Raw genomic sequence first — 15,965 nt, 5'->3', positions numbered from 1 at the left:
GAGCGGCAGCACGGGGCGAACCCAGACACTCCCATCGGCGGAGTTCAGAGACTCACGCAGATACGTGGAGCAACAGGACGAGGAGCACGACGAGATGACGGACACCCAGGTGACCTGGCTTACCCAGGAGTCACATGACCGGCTCAAGGCCGAGCTCGACCAGCTCATTGCGAACCGCCCGGTGATCGCGGCGGAAATCAACGATCGTCGCGAGGAGGGTGACCTGCGGGAGAACGGCGGCTATCACGCCGCCCGCGAGGAGCAGGGCCAGCAGGAGGCCCGCATCCGACAGCTGCAAGACCTGCTGAACAACGCGAAGGTCGGCGAGGCGCCCAAGCAGTCCGGCGTGGCGCTGCCGGGTTCGGTGGTGAAGGTCTACTACAACGGGGACAAGTCCGACACCGAGACGTTCCTGATCGCGACCCGCCAGGAGAGTGTCAAGGACGGCAAGCTCGAGGTGTACTCACCGAACTCACCGCTGGGCGCCGCGCTGATTGACGCCAAAGAGGGTGAGACGCGCACCTACACGGTGCCCAACGGCAACACCGTCGAGGTCACGCTGGTGAGTGCGGAGCCGTATCACGAGTAGTTCCACCGCGAACTAGTCCCGATTAGTGCAGGGCCTGCTCAAGGTCGGCTAGCAGGTCGGCGATGTCCTCGATGCCGACCGACAGCCGCACCAGATCGTCGGGTACCTCCAATTGCGAACCCGCCGTCGACGCATGCGTCATGGCGCTGGGACATTCGATCAGTGACTCGACTCCGCCGAGCGACTCGGCAAGGATGAACACCTTGGTGGCGGCGCAAAACTTTCCGGCGGCGGCGCGCCCGCCGCGCATCCGCACCGACACCATGCCGCCGAAACCGGTCATCTGCCGGGCGGCCACCTGGTGGCCGGGGTGGCTGGGTAGGCCCGGATAGAGCACCGTACTGACCGCGGCATGCCCGGTCAGAAATTCAGCTACGGCCAAAGCGTTTTCGCTGTGCCTCTGCATGCGCAGCACTAGCGTCTTCAGGCCACGCATGGTCAGATAAGCGTCGAACGGGCCCGGCACCCCACCAGCCCCGTTCTGCAGGAAAGCAAAGGCGTCGTCGAGCGCCTTGTCGTTGGTGACCAACGCACCGCCCACCACATCGGAGTGCCCGCCGATGTACTTGGTGGTAGAGTGCAGCACGACGTCGGCACCCAGCGTCAACGCCTGCTGCAGCGCCGGGGAGGCAAAAGTGCTGTCCACCAATATTTTTGCGCCAGTCTGCTTACCAATGTCGGCGATGGCCGCGATGTCGGCGACGGACAACAGCGGATTCGTCGGTGTCTCCACCCAGATCAGCCGGGTCCGCGGCGTGATCGCGGCCCGCACCGCCTCGAGGTCGGACAGCGCGGCCGGTGTGTAGCTGAGATTCCACTGGGTGAAGACCTTGTCGATCAACCGGAATGTGCCGCCATAGGCATCATTTGAGATGACCAGGTGGTCGCCTGGCCGCAACATCGCGCGCAGGGCACAGTCGGTCGCGGCCATGCCGGAGCTGAACGCGCGGGCGAACGCGCCACCTTCGACCGCCGCCAGCGAGGCCTCTAGCGCGGCCCGAGTCGGGTTGCCGGTGCGCGCGTACTCGAATCCGCCGCGCAGACCCCCCACGCCGTCCTGGGCGAACGTGCTGCTGGCGTAGATCGGCGCGTTGACGGCCCCGGTGGCCGGATCCGGGTGGTAGCCCGCGTGGATGGCCTTGGTGGTCAGTCCCTTGATTCCGTCGCGTCCGTCAGGGTTTTCGGTCATCAACGACCAGCCTAGACAGCGGCGACCGAATCAGATCGGCAGGACCACCGTCGTCAGCATCTTGTCGGCCAGAGTCTGCCGCTTGGCATGCCCAGGGGAGTGTAGGACTCCGTCGGCAACGCGCGGATCGCCGGTCCGGGCGGCGACGGCACGTAGCCCCCGGGCGGCGGAGGAGGCGGGTAGGAACCCACCCGGCGGCGGGTAAGCGGCACCCGGCGCCGAGGGAGCGGGTTCGTATCCGCCCGCGGGCGGCTCCTGACCACCGGACGGTTCGGGCGGCGGTTGATCGGTCATCATGCAACCTCCACTGCGGTTGAGCCGAGCGAGCCGCATTACAGTACCTGAGCGCGGTTGCCCGCGGCGGCCTCAACGACGCGCTCAGCGCCGCCCGGATTGCGTGCGAGGCCCGTCCGACAGGAAGCCCAGCAGGTCGTATCGGGTGATGACTCCGACGGGTTTGCCCTCCTCGACCACCATCAGCGCGTCCTTGTCGCGCAACGCCTTTCCGGCGACACCGACCAGCTCGCCGGCGCCGATCATCGGCAGTGACGGGCTCATGTGCTCGGAAACAGCATCGGCCAGCTTCGCGCGGCCCTCGAATACGGCCGAGAGCAGTTCGCGCTCGGACACGCTGCCGGCGACCTCGCCGGCCATCACCGGCGGCTCGGCTCCCACCACCGGCATTTGGGACACGCCATACTCGCGCAGGATGCCGATGGCGTCGCGCACCGTCTCCGATGGATGGGTGTGAACCAGGTCAGGCAGGGTCTCCGATTTACCACGGAGCACGTCCCCAACGGTGGGTTGCTCGATCGAGCCGTCCAACCGGGTTCGCAGGAAGCCGTACGACGACATCCAGGCGTCGTTGAAGATCTTAGACATGTAGCCACGGCCCCCGTCCGGCAGCAGCACCGCGACCAGGGCGTCAGGTCCGGCTTCCTCGGCCACCTTCGCCGCGGCGACCACGGCCATCCCGCATGAGCCGCCGACCAGCATCGCTTCCTCGCGGGCGAGTCTGCGGGTCATGTCGAACGAGTCGGAATCGGACACTGCGATGATCTGATCCGGCACCGTCGGGTCGTAGGCCGCGGGCCAGAAGTCCTCGCCGACCCCCTCGACCAGGTACGGCCGGCCGATGCCCCCGGAGTATACTGACCCCTCCGGGTCGGCGCCGATGATGCGTACCGGTCCTTCCGGCCGTCCGGCCGACACCTCCTTGAGGTAGCGGCCCACGCCGGTGATTGTCCCGCCGGTGCCGATGCCTGCGACGAAGTGGGTGATCTTGCCGTCGGTGTCGGCCCAGATCTCGGGACCCGTCGTAGCGTAGTGGCTGGCCGGGCCCTCCGGGTTGGCGTACTGGTCGGGCTTCCAGGCGCCGTCGATCTCTATGACCAGCCGGTCGGAGACGCTGTAGTAGCTGTTCGGGTGTTCCGGCGGTACCGCCGTCGGGCAGACCACCACCTCGGCCCCGTAGGCGATCAGGACGTTGCGCTTGTCCTCGCTGACCTTGTCCGGGCAGACGAAGACGCACTTGTAGCCGCGATGCTGGGCCACCAGCGCCAGACCGACGCCGGTGTTGCCCGAGGTGGGTTCGACGATGGTGCCACCCGGCTTGAGCAAACCGCTGGCCTCGGCCGCGTCGATCATCTTGACCGCGATGCGGTCCTTGGAGCTGCCGCCCGGGTTGAGGTACTCGATCTTTGCCGCAACAGTGCCGGCACCGGCGGGGATGACGGAGTTCAGGCGAACCAGGGGGGTGCCGCCGATGAGCTCACTGATGTGTTGCGCAATTCGCATGTGTTCATCGTGTCAGGCGTTTTCGGGCGGCGCACACCGCCTTGCGGTGCCGGCACGCGGCGCGAGCTAGCCGGTGGCTTCGCGGATGTACTCACCGATCTGGCGCAGCGACCGCACGGCCTCGGGCACCAGCGGCGCCGTCAACTGAAAGTCGTGCACCTGGGCCGGGCCACACTCGCACCTCCGCCCGCACCCTGACGGCCGCCAGCCTGCTCGCCGCCAACTGCGCGTCGTGCAGCAGCGCCTCGGAGCCGGAAACGTGAATCAGCGTGCGCGGAAGGCCGGGCTTGATGTACTCCACAGCGGTTCGTAGATTTCCTCGGCCCGGCCGTCGACAATGTTCTTGCGCGCGGCGCTGGCGACCAGTTCGCCCAGCGCGTCAAAAGACTTGGCAGTAAACATCACATCGGTCTTGATGTTGGGATGCGACTGCTTGTACTCCTTCGCCAGCTGCAGCAGCGGGGAGATCGCCACCAGCGCCGCCGGCTCGTCGTCTTCCTCCTGCAGCCGCTGCGCGATGGACAGCGCGAGATACCCGCCCGCGGAATCACCGTTGAGCACGATCTGGTCCGGCTCGTAGCCGCGCCGCCGCAACCAGTGGTAGCCGTCGTGGCAGTCCTGCAGCGCCATGCCGATCGAGTGCTTGGGCAGCAGCCGGTAGTTGACCTTGCTCGGTGCGGTCATGCCCGACACTCCTACACCCTTGTAGTGCGATTCAGCATGTGTACGAGCAAGCCGAGCGCTCAGTTAATTTCGATGCGCCGAGTCGTTCAGCCAACCCGCCGAAAATCAACTTCGCAGGCATTACATACATAAACGTTTAAAGAGTCTGATTTGATACCACATCTGGTTCACACCGCGACCACACTGTTTGCCGGCCGCCCGCGCAAACATGACAGTCGATCTAAACTGATGACGTGAGCATCAGGGTGCCACGTCGTTCGGCGATCGCCCTGGCCCCGGCGGGGGCACTCGCGTCGACGGGGAGCTGATGTCTCCGCCGACGGGTTTCACCCCCCCCGACCTCCTACGCATTGGCAGCGGCGCAGTTGCTGGTGGCGCTGTGCGACGCGCTCGGCGTCGAGGTCGAAAGCCCCGTGCTCAACCTGGCAGCGCGTGCCGAGACCCCCATGGTCAGCGGGGGCCACACCCCGCTCAGCGCCAGGTCGCGGCTGTGGCGGCGCCCGGCGCCCAGTTCGGTCGCCCCGTCGTCCAACTGACCGGTTGGCAGACTAGATTTGCGGTAGCCGCTGGGGTCGTTGAGCCATCCGCCGGTCGCGTGTGCCCCATATCGCATTGAAGGGAATCGTCATGCCCGAAGCAGTTATCGTCTCCGCCACCCGTTCGCCGATCGGGCGTGCCATGAAGGGCTCGCTGGTCAACATGCACCCGGACGATCTGACCGTTCAGATCGTGCGTGCCGCGTTGGACAAGGTGCCCACCCTGAACCCGCATCAGATCGACGACCTGATCCTGGGCTACGGCCAGCCGGGCGGCGAGTCCGGATTCAACCTGGCGCGGGTGATCGCCGTCGAGCTCGGCTATGACTTCCTGCCCGACACCACCGTCAACCGGTACTGTTCGTCGTCGCTGCAGACCTCGCGGATGGCTTTCCACGCGATCAAGGCCGGCGAGAGCGACGTGTTCATCTCCGCCGGGGTGGAAACCGTGTCCAGCGTCGTCAAGGGCAGCGCCGACTCGTGGCCGGACACCAAAAACCCGCTGTTCGACGCGGCGCAGGAGCGGTCCACGGCCGCGGCCGGCGACGCAACGAGTGGCACGACCCCCGCGCGGACGGCAACCTGCCCGACGTCTACATCTACATCGCGATGGGTCAGACCGCCGAGAACGTCGCCTTGCTGACCGGGATCAGCCGCGAAGACCAAGACCGCTGGGGCGTGCGCAGCCAGAACCGCGCCGAGGGGGCGATCAAGAGCGGATTCTTCGAGTGCGAGATCACGGCACCACGGTCAGCACTGATGACGGGCCGCGTCCGGGCACCACGTACGAGAAAATCAGCGAGCTCAAGCCGGTGTTCCGGCAGAAAGGCACGGTGACCGCGGGCAACGCTTGCCCGCTCAACGACGGCGCGACAGCGCTGGTGATCATGAGCGACACCAAGGCCAAGGAGCGGGGGCTGACGCCGCTGGCCCGCATTGTGTCCACCGGTGTCAGCGGCCTGTCACCGGAGATCATGGGGCTTGGCCCGATCGAGGCGTCCAAGCAGGCCCTGGCCCGGGCCGGCATGTTGATCAACGACATCGACCTGTTCGAGATCAAATCAACGAGGCGTTCGCGGTCCAGGTGCTGGGCTCGGCGCGCGAGCTGGGGCTGGACGAGGACAAGCCGAACGTCTCCGGTGGGGCGATCGCCCTGGGCCACCCGTTCGGCATGACCGGTGCCCGCATCGCCGCGACGCTGATCAACAACCTGCAGACCCACGACAAGACGTTCGGTCTGGAGACCATGTGCGTCGGCGGCGGCCAGGGCATGGCCATGATCTTCGAGCGGCTCAGCTAGCGCCGGTTGCGTGTGCGTTCTGAGCGTCCGGTGTGCGCCCGGGGCGCCGACACGCTAGGTAAGGCCGCCCTGGACCCACACTCGTCGCGGCACACTCGCCGCACACAGGTCGCGGCAACCGGGATTGCCGAGCGCACGAAAAAGCCGGCGCGCTCGTGGGCGCGCCGGCTTTTGGTGTCCCGCGGGTTAGCGCTCGCCCTGGAAATAGCTGAGCAGACGCAGGATCTCGAGGTACAGCCATACCAAGGTCACGGTCAGGCCCAACGCGATGCCCCAAGCCGCCTTCTCCGGCGCGCCCGCCCGGATCATCTGGTCGGCCGCGTCGAAATCGATCAGGAAGCTGAACGCCGCGATACCGATCATGACCAGCGAGAAGATGATCGCCACGGTGCCGCCGCTACGCAGGCCCAGGCCCTCGCCGCCGCCAACACCGAACATTGCCAGCACGAAGTTTCCGAGCATCAGGAACACCGCGCCGAATAGGGCGGCGACCACCATGCGGGTGAACTTCGGGGTCACCCGCATGGCGCCGGTCTTGTAAACCACGAGCATGCCGAAGAACACACCTAGCGTGCCGAGGATGGCCTCGCCGATCATCGCGCCGGCGTTGACCGAACGACCGCTGCCGACCGAAACCTGGAACGTGAGCAGCAAGGAAATGGCACCGAGCGCCAGGCCTTCAAGGACGGCGTAGCTCAGCACAATGCCCGGGTTGTCCTGCTTGCGGCCGAACGTGGCGATCAGCATCAACACCAGGCCGCCGATCGCGCCGATGAAGGTCAGCGGCGCGGCCAGCGCACGGTTGTTGGCCGCCAGAAAGAACGAGACCACCGCGGAGGTCATCAACACGGCAAGCGTGATGCCGGTCTTGGTGACAACGTCGTCGATGGTCAGCGGACGGGAGGCCTTGGCCTCCTGGTATGGAGCCTGGTAAGGCTGGTATGGAGCCTGGTAAGGGCTGGACTGGTAGTAGCCCTGCTGCAGCGGAGCCGCACCAGTGCCGAACTGCGCATATCCGCCGCTCTGCCTGGGCAGCGAACGAAATACCGGGTTGCTGGTCTCCCACACCGTCGGATCCTCTCCTAAAGACTGTGACTTCGAGCTGTGCGAACACTCACTCAACGATCAGCTGATTTCCAGAGTTCCCAGCGGAACTGGTGTTCTTCAGCGTATCTCCGGGTCCGGCCGATGTCGCCCGCTCAATACATAAATCCTTACCAGCGGGCGTCGCTCCCCTGGTCACGCTCTAGATTGCTGGGAAAGACCTGCACAGCGGCGAGCGGCCCGGCGGGCGGAAAATCCGGCAAAGGGAGGCTAGGCTGTGACAGCAGGCGTGACCGAGAGGTCCGGCGACGACACCTCAGAGGTTTTGGCCCGAGTCGACAACGGCATCGGCCTGATCACGCTCAACCGCCCCAAGGCGATCAACTCCCTCACCCAGGCGATGGTCGACACGCTGCGCGCCGTGCTCACCCGGTGGGAGGCCGACGACGCGGTGCGCGCGGTCGTGCTCTCCGGGGCCGGCGAGCGCGGGCTGTGCGCCGGCGGCGACGTGGTCGCCATCTACCACAGCGCACGCACGGACGGCGTCGAGGCCCGCAAATTCTGGCGGGACGAATATCTACTCAACGCTCAGGTCGGTCGGTTCCCAAAGCCGTATGTGGCGTTGATGGACGGGATCGTGATGGGCGGCGGCGTCGGTGTCAGCGCGCACGCCAGTGTGCGGGTGGTGACCGACACCTCGAAGATCGCGATGCCCGAGGTCGGCATCGGGCTCATCCCCGACGTCGGCGGGAGCTTCCTGCTGTCCCGGGCGCCCGGCGCGCTGGGCCTGTACGCCGCCCTGACCGGGGCGACGTTCTCCGGGGCCGACGCGATCGCGCTGGGTTTCGCCGACCACTTCGTGCCGCACGAGAAACTCGGCGCGTTCACCCAAACGATCATCGACGACGACATCGACGCCGCACTGGCCGCCCACGCTGTCGACCCGCCGCCCAGTGAGCTTGCTGCGCAACGGCATTGGATCGACAAATTCTTTGCTGGCGACACCGTCGAAGACATCATCGCCGCGCTACACGAAAACGGCGGCGACCCGGCACACGAGGCCGCCGACCTGATCGGCACCCGCTCCCCCATCGCCGTGTCGGTGACGCTGCAAGCGGTGCGCCGGGCCGCGAAACTGGAAACGCTGGAAGACGTTCTGGTGCAGGACTATCGGGTGTCCTCGGCCGCAGCACTCTCACACGATCTGGTAGAAGGAATCCGGGCCCAGATCATCGACAAAGATCGCAATCCGAAATGGTCGCCGCCGAACCTTGCCGCGATCACCGCGGCCGACATCGACGCGTATTTCGCGCCCGTCGACGACGACTTGAGTTTCTAGAAAGGCGGTTTGCTGAGCGTGACAACCAGCGAGACCAGCTACGAAACCATCCTGGTCGAGCGTGACCAGCGGGTCGGCATCATCACGCTGAACCGGCCGCAAGCGCTCAATGCACTTAACAGCCAGGTGATGAACGAAGTCACCACCGCATCCACCGAATTCGACCGAGACCCCGGAATCGGGGCCATCATCATCACCGGCTCGGCCAAGGCATTCGCCGCCGGGGCTGACATCAAGGAGATGGCGAGGCGCCGTTCAATAAGCCTCAACAACGTGCTGGCCCGCACCGACGGGGCGTTGTTCAGCGGACCGACATTCAACAACACGATCTGGAAAGACCTGACCTCCACCCGCGACGCGGGGTCATCGGAGTGGCTGCCGATCTACAACGACGGCCGCAACGTCCGATTTGCCGCTCGCCCAAGCAATTTGGATCGCCCCAACAGACCGTGGGACACGCCGCGTGTGATGTACCTGCAACACGCCTCCGACCCCATCGCGTGCTGGACGCCCGACCTGCTGTTCGCCAAGCCGGACTGGCTGCGCGAACGGCGGGGCTATGACGTGCTGCCGTAGACACGGTGGATTCCGGTGGTGACGTTCCTGCAAGTGTCCGCGGACATGGCCGTGGCCGTGGATGTGGCCGACGGCTGGGCCGCCGTATTGTCGCCCCGGGCTGGACGCCGGAGAAGACCGCGCGGCTGCGGCCGCTGCTCCATGCCAACGACTGACTGAGCTCGGCCCGCTCGGTGAGCACACCGGCGTCGGCCAGCGCCTGGTAACCGCCGGTGGCGCGGTACAGGCTGATGTCCAGCAACGCGGCCGCGGCCAGGCTCGAGGTGTAGCCCTGCGAGCACAGGATCACCCATTCGACGTCGTCGCCGACGGCTTGCGGCAGCCGGGCGTCGCTGGTCGCGTCGCACCGCCATTCCAGGACGTTGCGTTCGATGACCAGGGCACCCGGCACCTGGCCCTCACTGGCGCGCTGCGCTTGCGGGCGGATGTCGACGAGCACCGCGCCGCAGCGTGTCGGGGACCTCGACCGCCGGCAATCGACACAACCGACGCCCGCCGGACCTCAACACCACGTCGATACGGCTCATCGCGACCCCTCCGGTTGGCCGGTCAGTTCGGTGCGCCGGCGACGCAGCCGGTTGCGGTCGGTGACCTCGGGCCGACAACACTCCCAAATTCCGAAGAGCTCGATCACGGGAGCCAGTGTTGCATAAAGAGCCGTGCGGTGGTGCGGTGTTCGCCCCCTGCGGTGGGGCTCATTGGTGGTGGTGGCGGCCGGTTTTGCGGTCACCCGCGATCGCGGGGGTACTCGGACGGCGAGGCTCCCGGCGGCAAGACCACGTCATCGCCGACGCGGACGTCGGCGGGCGACCGGTTCGGCTCCGGCGCCGCCCGGGGCGATCGGTCTGTCCCCCGCCGGCGTCACCACCCGGGTCAGCATCCCCGCCGAATCGACCGAAGAGGAGTACTACCAGGCCTGTCACGCCGCGAAGGTGCGGATCGAGGCCCATCCCAGACCCGGCGAATCCCTGTTCGAGCCCTATCTGGCGATGCTGCAGACCATGCCCACACCAGCACCACGGGCACCTGGAACACGCCGTGGGCGGAGCTGACGCTGGCGCGGCAGGCGGCGGTCATCACCGCCGTGCACGCGGCCGCCAACAACGAGTGCGATTTAGCCTTCCGGACGGTCGCTGCGCTCCCCGGTAAAAATTGCGATCACGAGTGAAAAACTGCCACCCCGGCCAGGCGCGGGCCCTGTCGCCCCGCAAAATGGAGGGTGTCCGGCGAAACCGTCGCGCGTCGCTCCGCACAGACCAGGGTCGCGCTGGCACTCGGTAGCGGTGGCGCCCGGGGCTGCGCCCACGTCGGGGTGATCGAGGCGCTGCGCGACCGCGGCTTCGAGATCGTCGGGATCACCGGCTCCTCGATGGGGGCGATGATCGGGGGCCTGGAGGTGGCCGGGCGGCTCGACAAGTTCGCCGACTGGGCGAAGTCGTTGACGCAGCGCACCATCCTGCGGCTGCTCGACCCCTCGATCACCGGGCCGGGGTGATGCGCGCCGAGAAAATCCTGGAAGCGGTGCGGTTCATCCTCGGCGAGGTCACTATCGAGGAACTGCCGATCCCCTAACACCGCGGTGGCCACCGATGGCCGGCAAGTCGGTGTGGTTTCAGCAAGGCCCGCTCGACGAGGCGATCCGGGCGTCCATCGCGATTCCGGGGGTGATCGCACCGCACCAGGTCGGCGGCCGGCTGCTCGCCGACGGCGGCATCCTGGATCCGTTGCCGATGACCCCGCTCGCCGGGGTCCACGCCGACTTGACGATCGCCGTAGGCGTCAGCGGCAGCTAGGTCATCGGCAAGCGCGTGCCGGAGCCCGGCGCCACCACCGAGTTCCTCAACCGCATGGTGCGCAGCACGTCCGCGCTGCTGGACACCTCGGCCGTGCGTTTGCTGTTGGACCGGCCGACCACGCGGGCCGTGCTGAGCCGGTTCGGCGCGGACTCCTGGTCGGACGAGGAGTCGGCTGCCCGGCAAGACGACACCGCCAGCGAGGCGCTCGAGGTTCCGAAGCTGGGTAGCTTCGAAGTGGTGTATCGGGTATTTTGCATCGCCCAATCCGCCCTCACCCGGCACACGCTGTCGGCCTATCCGCCGGATTTGTTGATCGAAGTACTGCGCTCGATGTGCTGGCCGACCGGGCGCTGGCGGCACTCAACGCCACCGCCGAGGACCCGGTGCCAACCGCCGTCGAGGGCTGATCAGACACCCAGGAATCGGGCCACCGCCGGGGCCAAACGGCGGCCCTGCTGGCGTCCGGCTTCGGCCGAGCCGATCCGGCAGCACGGGTCCAACGGGTTGGACCCGAACGCCGTCAGCGAACCGGCGTTGGCGAACACGACGAATACCGGGCGGTCGAACGCCGCGATCTCGGCGGCGGGCCCAGCCCCAAACGGCGACGGCGCGTCGGCGGCCGAGGGCACCAGCACCACGGCCGCGTCGCAGTCCCGTGCGACATTCAGGTTGATCGAGCTGGTCACCCCGCCGTCCATATATCGCCGCCCGGGCGATCGTCACCGGCGGCCCCGGCACCGCGCAACTGGCCGCCACCGCGTCGACGAGCGATACCCCGGATGCAGCGTCGAAAACCACCAAATTCTCCGGTCGCCGTGATGATTGCGGTGATGCGTAACGCGCGCTGCGGCCAGTCGTGCGACGGCAAGCGGTCCTCGATCACCCGTCGGCGAACCGCCTCGGGAACGGTCTTGACGTCCAGCGCGACGGCACCGATGCGCTGCATCTGCTGGCGCTTCCGAGATTGCGCCTAATCGTCTAATCGTACGGTTCGGCCAGCGCGGTCAGAAACAGTTCGGTGATGGTTTCGACGTCGACGCCGGAATCGATTTCGGACGAGGTCTCGGCGACCTGCCGATCGAACAGCGCCGCCACCGTGCTGCCGCCGCCGAGCTGAGCGGCTACCACCGAACCCGCCGAAGTCCCGATGAGCACGTCGGCGTCGCACAGCAACCCCGCCGCTGCGGGTGACTCGTCCGCAATTACCCCCAAATTACTTTCTCCCAAGCGATTCCGTCTATCCCACCACCCGCCAGCACCAGCGCACGTCTCCTCGTCACGTCACAGCTTCCGGGTGTTCGGCGGCACGTGCTGCGCGTCTTCGACGGGCACGCTGAGATCCCGGCGCAGCAGATGCCGCGGCGGGTCCGGCAGGATCATGGTCCGGTTGATCTGCAGGTCGCCGTCGATGTGCACCAGCTCGCCGGGGTGCAGCAACCGCCAGCGCGGGTCGTCGTTCATGGGTTCGGTGGCCAACACCACCGACGGGCGGGCGCACAGCGCATCGGACTGTGCGTGTATTCGCTTGGTCCGCAAGTCGAATTGCGTGTCAGTCCCGTCGGTGCGCCGGTCCAGCAGGCAGAGCTGATGGGTGGCGGGATGGCGCAGCGCCCACATGTCGGTGGCGGTGCTCAGCAACACGTTGACCGCATAGATCGGCACGTTGGCCGCCAGCCAGGTCATCGCCTCAGTGCGGCCCGCCAAGAAGTCACCACCCGCGGCACGGAGCCGGTGATCAACGCTAACACCCGCTCGGAGTCCGTCTGCCCCAAAACCAAGTCATACGTGCCGATTTCGCGTAACCGCTCGTCGATGCCGTCGAGCCCCTCTAGCACGCCGTTGTGCGCGAAGATCCGGCCGTCCTGCAGAAACGGGTGGGTGTTGCGGATGTCGAGCGCGCCGGTCGTCACATACCGCACATGGGCGACGAAGGTCGTGCCGGTGGTGCGGTGCGCCTCGGTCGCGAAGTCGCCGTCCTGCCAGGCGGCTATCAGTTCCTTGTACAGCTGCGGTCGGCCGTCCGCGTCGAACACCCCCAGCCCGGTGCCGTCCGTGTTGCGCGGGGCCATTGCCGGTCACACCGGTGTGCGCTTGTTGCGACGCCATTGGCTAGGATGGCCGCATTTCAGCACCCGAAAAACGCAAATCTGCACAATTTACCGACCGAATTCCACTGAAAATGCATGAAATTAGGTCCTGTCGGCGAAATCATCGCGCGGTCTCAGGATCCGCTCAGGTGCCGATCCCCAAGTATATACACACCGGTCCGCTGGAAAACCTTGCCATACGTATTTAACACGCGTTTTACGGTTTACAGCTACTCGATAGCCCAGTGACGCGGACGCATCCGGTAAGAATTTATTAGCTTCCTGCACGGGCGCCAGCGCAGCTACACGGTTCCCGAATGCCTGGATCTGGTCGCCTCGGCCAGGCTCGCATTCCAGGGCTGGTTTCACAAGACGCCTTACTATCCGCACGAAATACTTTCTACCGCAAGTAAATTCGCGTCGTACATAGCGCACTTGCCGGACGCCGAACTCTGGTCGGTGATGGAGTGGCCGGCCTCCTTGGTGCCGTCGTGGTCCACGCCGGAATCCCGGCCGCCAAGGCCGACCCGGCGGACGACAACTACCTCCACACCACCCTGCAGCAGCGGGGTGAGCAACAACAGCACCGGCACTATCGTCGGTGCGGCGGTCACCGCGTATTGCCCCGAAAATCGCAGCAATTTGTGAGCCGCCGGCGGGCCGGTTTGCCACTGCCGCCGAATCGCTCATTACCGATTGATCACACCGACAAACGACCGTCGGTGAGCACTTTCTCGGGCGTGCCCCCAGTCGGACTCGAACCGACACTAGGCGGATTTTAAGTCCGCTGCCTCTGCCAATTGGGCTATGGGGGCCCGGCGGCGAATCTAGCGCGTGGGGCTGTCACCCTGGCGCTTTCGGTCGGGAAGTTGGTCAGTGGGGAGATTAGCCTTACGCAAACGTACAGGGGCCCGTACGCCAACCCCAAGGGTCGACCCAAACCGCTTGGGCCGACATGTTTCCGAACACAAGGGGAGCAATGGATGTCATTATCTGACAACGGTGACGGTGACTTATGACTTATAGAGTTGCTAGCTGCGCAGGGTCAGCTGGAGGCGATCAACGCCAACTTGGCGGCGCAAAACGCCGGCGCCGCGGCGGCGACGACGGTTGTCGCTCCGGCCGCCCTCGACGCACCACGATTGTCGACATCCTGCAATGGGCTCCTCGGCACCGGCAACAACACCAACCCGGCCATGCTCGGCGGCATCTTCGGTCCGTCGAATAACGGCGCCAACATCCTCAACATCGGTGGTGGCAACTGGACTTCGGCCGCTTCCGCCCTGTTCGGTATGGCCGGTGGTGGTCTGCTTCCCGCCGGCAGCGACACCATCGGCGATGCGGGTGCCGCAGCGGCGCTTGCCAGCGAAACAACGCCCATGGAGGCCGGCGTCAAGGGCATGGCCGGAATGGGCGGCGCCGGTGGCCGCGATGGGCCAGGGCACGCTGGTCGGCAGCTTGTCGGCCCCGCCGACTTGGGCGGGTGGCCAGGTCACCCCGGTGGCCGGCACCAGCACCACGCCGCTGCAGACCGTGGGCTACGCGGCGCCCCAACCGCACACCGGTTCCGTCGTGCCCAGGCATCATGCCCGGCATGACCGCGGGCACCGGATGCGCCTCCAGCGGCTGCAGGGCACCCCGCTACGGCGTCAAGCCGATCGTCATGCCGAAGGTCACCGCCGTCTAGGCACAGCCGGCGATCGCGACCATCCACAGCACAGCCAAATTCGAACAAGGAGGGGAAAGAAATGGTTTTTGAGTTCGCAGCACTACCTCCGGAGATCACCTCAACGCTGGTGTACACCGGCCCCGGGTCGGCACCCCTAATAGCCGCCGCGGACGCTTACGCCAAGGTGAGCACCACAGCGACCTCGTGGGAGTCAATCATCTCGGCGCTGACCACCGAGCAGTGGACGGGTGGCGGGTCGGCCGCCGCGGCAGCCGCGGCCCAGCCGATCGTGTCCTAAACCTGACCGAGACGGCGGCCGCACTCGAACAGGCGAGCGCCGCGGCGTCGGCATCGGTCGCCGCATTCGAGGCCGCGCACGCCGCAGTGGTGAATCCCGCAGTGGTTTACCAGAACCGTGTCGAGTGGGCAGCCGCACTCGGAACGATTCCGTTCAGTCTTCCGTTATCCAAGCGTTGGACATCGAGTACTACGAGATGTGGGTCCAGGACGCCACCGCCATGAGCACATACCAAGCGGCTTCGGAGGCGATCGCCGCGGGTCTGCAGCCGGCGCCGCCGCTCACCACGACCACAGACCCGGGCGTGCAGGCGCTGGCCGAGCCGTTCAGTGCGGCTGATTCGTTCAGCTCGACGCTCGCCGATGTGCTGGGCTCCTCGCCGCCGTCGAACCCGAACATCTTGGCCTCGATCGACGGCCCGCTCGGCACGCCGTCCGTCCTGAACGCCATCAACGGCGGAATGAACACCGCGGCATGGTTCGTCACGGCCATCCCCACCGCGGTGTCACTGGGCCACACGCTGGCCGGCGCCGCGGTGCCGGCGGCCGCGGTCAGCGACGTCGCCTCCGAAGCCGCGCCGCCGGCATCGTCGAGGGCACCGTGGTGCGGTCGGTCGCACCGCTGGGCGGCATGCCCCTAGGCGCGGGAGCAGCGGGCAGCCTGGAACAGGCCAGCACGGTCGGTAAGCTGTCGGCGCCGGGCACCTGGTCCTCGGGTCGCCCCGGCGGCCCAGGCCGAGCTCGTCGCGGCCACCTCGCCGCTGCAGGGCTCGGGCTGGAACGTCCCCGCCGAGGAAACGGCCGTCGGTGCGCCCGGTATGCCCGGCATGCTGGCCGGCGCCAAGGGCGCCGGGGGCCTACGGGTCCGGACCACGGTACGGCTTCAAACCGATCGTCATGCCCAAATCGGATGAGGCTCGCAAGATGTGGGCGACGTCGACGCGCACGGCGCGCTGATCCGCGCGCAGGCCGCTTCGTTGGAGGCCGAGCACCAGTCCATCGTTCGCGATGTGCTGGCCGCCGGCGACTTTTGGGGCGGCGCCGGTTCGGTGGCTTGCCAGG

General features: G+C 66.7%; 12 protein-coding genes, 1 tRNA gene and 12 pseudogenes. 13 read left to right on the top strand and 12 right to left on the bottom strand.

Annotated elements, in window-relative coordinates; translation table 11 throughout:
• The first annotated feature begins 94 nt into the window (after positions 1-94).
• Positions 95-589 (top strand): transcription elongation factor GreA, encoded by a 495-nt coding sequence (gene greA / locus FQ389_RS06945; protein ID WP_144206498.1) that lies wholly within the window; start codon positions 95-97, stop codon positions 587-589.
• A 22-nt stretch (positions 590-611) separates the two neighbouring features.
• Here the strand turns inward: greA and FQ389_RS06940 are convergent, their stop codons facing one another.
• The 4 genes and pseudogenes from FQ389_RS06940 to FQ389_RS06925 form a co-directional block, all read right to left on the bottom strand.
• Positions 612-1,778 (bottom strand): cystathionine gamma-synthase, encoded by a 1,167-nt coding sequence (locus FQ389_RS06940; RefSeq protein WP_144206462.1) that lies wholly within the window; start codon positions 1,776-1,778, stop codon positions 612-614.
• Positions 1,779-1,873: 95 nt separating this feature from the next.
• Positions 1,874-2,072 (bottom strand): annotated as a pseudogene (locus FQ389_RS06935) (RDD family protein); the annotation flags it as partial.
• Positions 2,073-2,156: 84 nt separating this feature from the next.
• Positions 2,157-3,575 (bottom strand): cystathionine beta-synthase, encoded by a 1,419-nt coding sequence (locus tag FQ389_RS06930; RefSeq protein WP_144206461.1) that lies wholly within the window; start codon positions 3,573-3,575, stop codon positions 2,157-2,159.
• Between the two features lie 66 nt (positions 3,576-3,641).
• Positions 3,642-4,241 (bottom strand): annotated as a pseudogene (locus FQ389_RS06925) (alpha/beta hydrolase fold domain-containing protein); the annotation flags it as partial.
• A gap of 368 nt (positions 4,242-4,609) precedes the next feature.
• Between FQ389_RS06925 and FQ389_RS06920 the strand changes: the two are divergent.
• The gene (locus FQ389_RS06920; protein ID WP_144206460.1) at positions 4,610-4,795 is read left to right on the top strand and encodes a hypothetical protein; all 186 of its coding nucleotides are present in this window, start codon (positions 4,610-4,612) and stop codon (positions 4,793-4,795) included.
• A 91-nt stretch (positions 4,796-4,886) separates the two neighbouring features.
• Positions 4,887-6,095: pseudogene (locus FQ389_RS06915) on the top strand (acetyl-CoA C-acetyltransferase).
• Positions 6,096-6,281: 186 nt separating this feature from the next.
• Here the strand turns inward: FQ389_RS06915 and FQ389_RS06910 are convergent.
• Positions 6,282-7,163, bottom strand: a complete 882-nt coding sequence (locus FQ389_RS06910) for a Bax inhibitor-1/YccA family protein (protein ID WP_144206459.1) — start codon at positions 7,161-7,163, stop codon at positions 6,282-6,284.
• 265 nt (positions 7,164-7,428) lie between these two features.
• Between FQ389_RS06910 and FQ389_RS06905 the strand changes: the two genes are divergently transcribed.
• The 3 genes and pseudogenes from FQ389_RS06905 to FQ389_RS06895 form a co-directional block, all read left to right on the top strand.
• Entirely contained in the window at positions 7,429-8,478 is a 1,050-nt protein-coding gene (locus FQ389_RS06905; protein ID WP_144206458.1) for an enoyl-CoA hydratase/isomerase family protein, read from the top strand.
• An 18-nt stretch (positions 8,479-8,496) separates the two neighbouring features.
• A pseudogene (locus FQ389_RS06900) lies at positions 8,497-8,724 on the top strand (enoyl-CoA hydratase-related protein); the annotation flags it as partial.
• Positions 8,721-9,209 (top strand): annotated as a pseudogene (locus tag FQ389_RS06895) (alpha/beta-hydrolase family protein); the annotation flags it as partial. The pseudogenes FQ389_RS06900 and FQ389_RS06895, both read left to right, overlap by 4 nt.
• 14 nt (positions 9,210-9,223) lie before the next feature.
• Here FQ389_RS06895 and FQ389_RS06890 read toward each other — a convergent pair.
• Positions 9,224-9,581, bottom strand: a pseudogene (locus FQ389_RS06890) (rhodanese-like domain-containing protein); the annotation flags it as partial.
• 132 nt (positions 9,582-9,713) lie between these two features.
• Between FQ389_RS06890 and FQ389_RS06885 the strand changes: the two are divergent.
• Together FQ389_RS06885 and FQ389_RS06880 are read left to right on the top strand one after the other, a co-directional pair.
• Positions 9,714-10,222: pseudogene (locus FQ389_RS06885) on the top strand (lipoprotein LpqV).
• 51 nt (positions 10,223-10,273) lie between these two features.
• Positions 10,274-11,186 (top strand): annotated as a pseudogene (locus FQ389_RS06880) (patatin-like phospholipase family protein); the annotation flags it as partial.
• Positions 11,187-11,257: 71 nt separating this feature from the next.
• Here FQ389_RS06880 and FQ389_RS22235 read toward each other — a convergent pair.
• From FQ389_RS22235 to FQ389_RS06860, 6 genes and pseudogenes are all read right to left on the bottom strand, one after another.
• Positions 11,258-11,536, bottom strand: a complete 279-nt coding sequence (locus tag FQ389_RS22235) for a hypothetical protein (protein WP_407662790.1) — start codon at positions 11,534-11,536, stop codon at positions 11,258-11,260.
• On the bottom strand, positions 11,533-11,796 hold the full coding sequence (locus FQ389_RS22230) for a hypothetical protein (protein WP_407662789.1): 264 nt from the start codon (positions 11,794-11,796) through the stop codon (positions 11,533-11,535). Before FQ389_RS22230 ends, FQ389_RS22235 begins: the two co-directional genes overlap by 4 nt.
• Positions 11,797-11,828: 32 nt before the next feature.
• On the bottom strand, positions 11,829-12,062 hold the full coding sequence (locus FQ389_RS22225) for a hypothetical protein (RefSeq protein ID WP_407662788.1): 234 nt from the start codon (positions 12,060-12,062) through the stop codon (positions 11,829-11,831).
• Between the two features lie 69 nt (positions 12,063-12,131).
• Positions 12,132-12,910: pseudogene (locus FQ389_RS06870) on the bottom strand (class II glutamine amidotransferase); the annotation flags it as partial.
• Positions 12,911-13,317: 407 nt separating this feature from the next.
• Positions 13,318-13,524, bottom strand: a complete 207-nt coding sequence (locus FQ389_RS06865) for a hypothetical protein (RefSeq protein WP_144206457.1) — start codon at positions 13,522-13,524, stop codon at positions 13,318-13,320.
• Between the two features lie 154 nt (positions 13,525-13,678).
• Positions 13,679-13,752: transfer RNA gene (locus FQ389_RS06860), tRNA-Leu, on the bottom strand.
• Positions 13,753-13,959: 207 nt separating this feature from the next.
• On the opposite strand from FQ389_RS06860, the pseudogene FQ389_RS06855 reads away from it, so the two are divergent.
• The 5 genes and pseudogenes from FQ389_RS06855 to FQ389_RS06845 form a co-directional block, all read left to right on the top strand.
• Positions 13,960-14,624, top strand: a pseudogene (locus tag FQ389_RS06855) (PE/PPE C-terminal domain-containing protein).
• A gap of 61 nt (positions 14,625-14,685) precedes the next feature.
• Complete coding sequence (locus FQ389_RS19355) at positions 14,686-14,904, top strand: PPE family protein (RefSeq protein WP_260860566.1); 219 nt, start codon at positions 14,686-14,688, stop codon at positions 14,902-14,904.
• Positions 14,847-14,984: pseudogene (locus FQ389_RS21560) on the top strand (PPE family protein); the annotation flags it as partial. The gene FQ389_RS19355 and the pseudogene FQ389_RS21560, both read left to right, overlap by 58 nt.
• Before the next feature lie 140 nt (positions 14,985-15,124).
• On the top strand, positions 15,125-15,544 hold the full coding sequence (locus tag FQ389_RS19350; protein ID WP_260860565.1) for a hypothetical protein: 420 nt from the start codon (positions 15,125-15,127) through the stop codon (positions 15,542-15,544).
• A 285-nt stretch (positions 15,545-15,829) separates the two neighbouring features.
• A pseudogene (locus FQ389_RS06845) lies at positions 15,830-15,965 on the top strand (type VII secretion protein EsxI); the annotation flags it as partial.

Source organism: Mycobacterium tilburgii (genome assembly GCF_902168065.1).
Lineage (GTDB): Bacteria > Actinomycetota > Actinomycetes > Mycobacteriales > Mycobacteriaceae > Mycobacterium > Mycobacterium tilburgii.
This window is presented reverse-complemented; position numbering and strand designations above follow the sequence as displayed.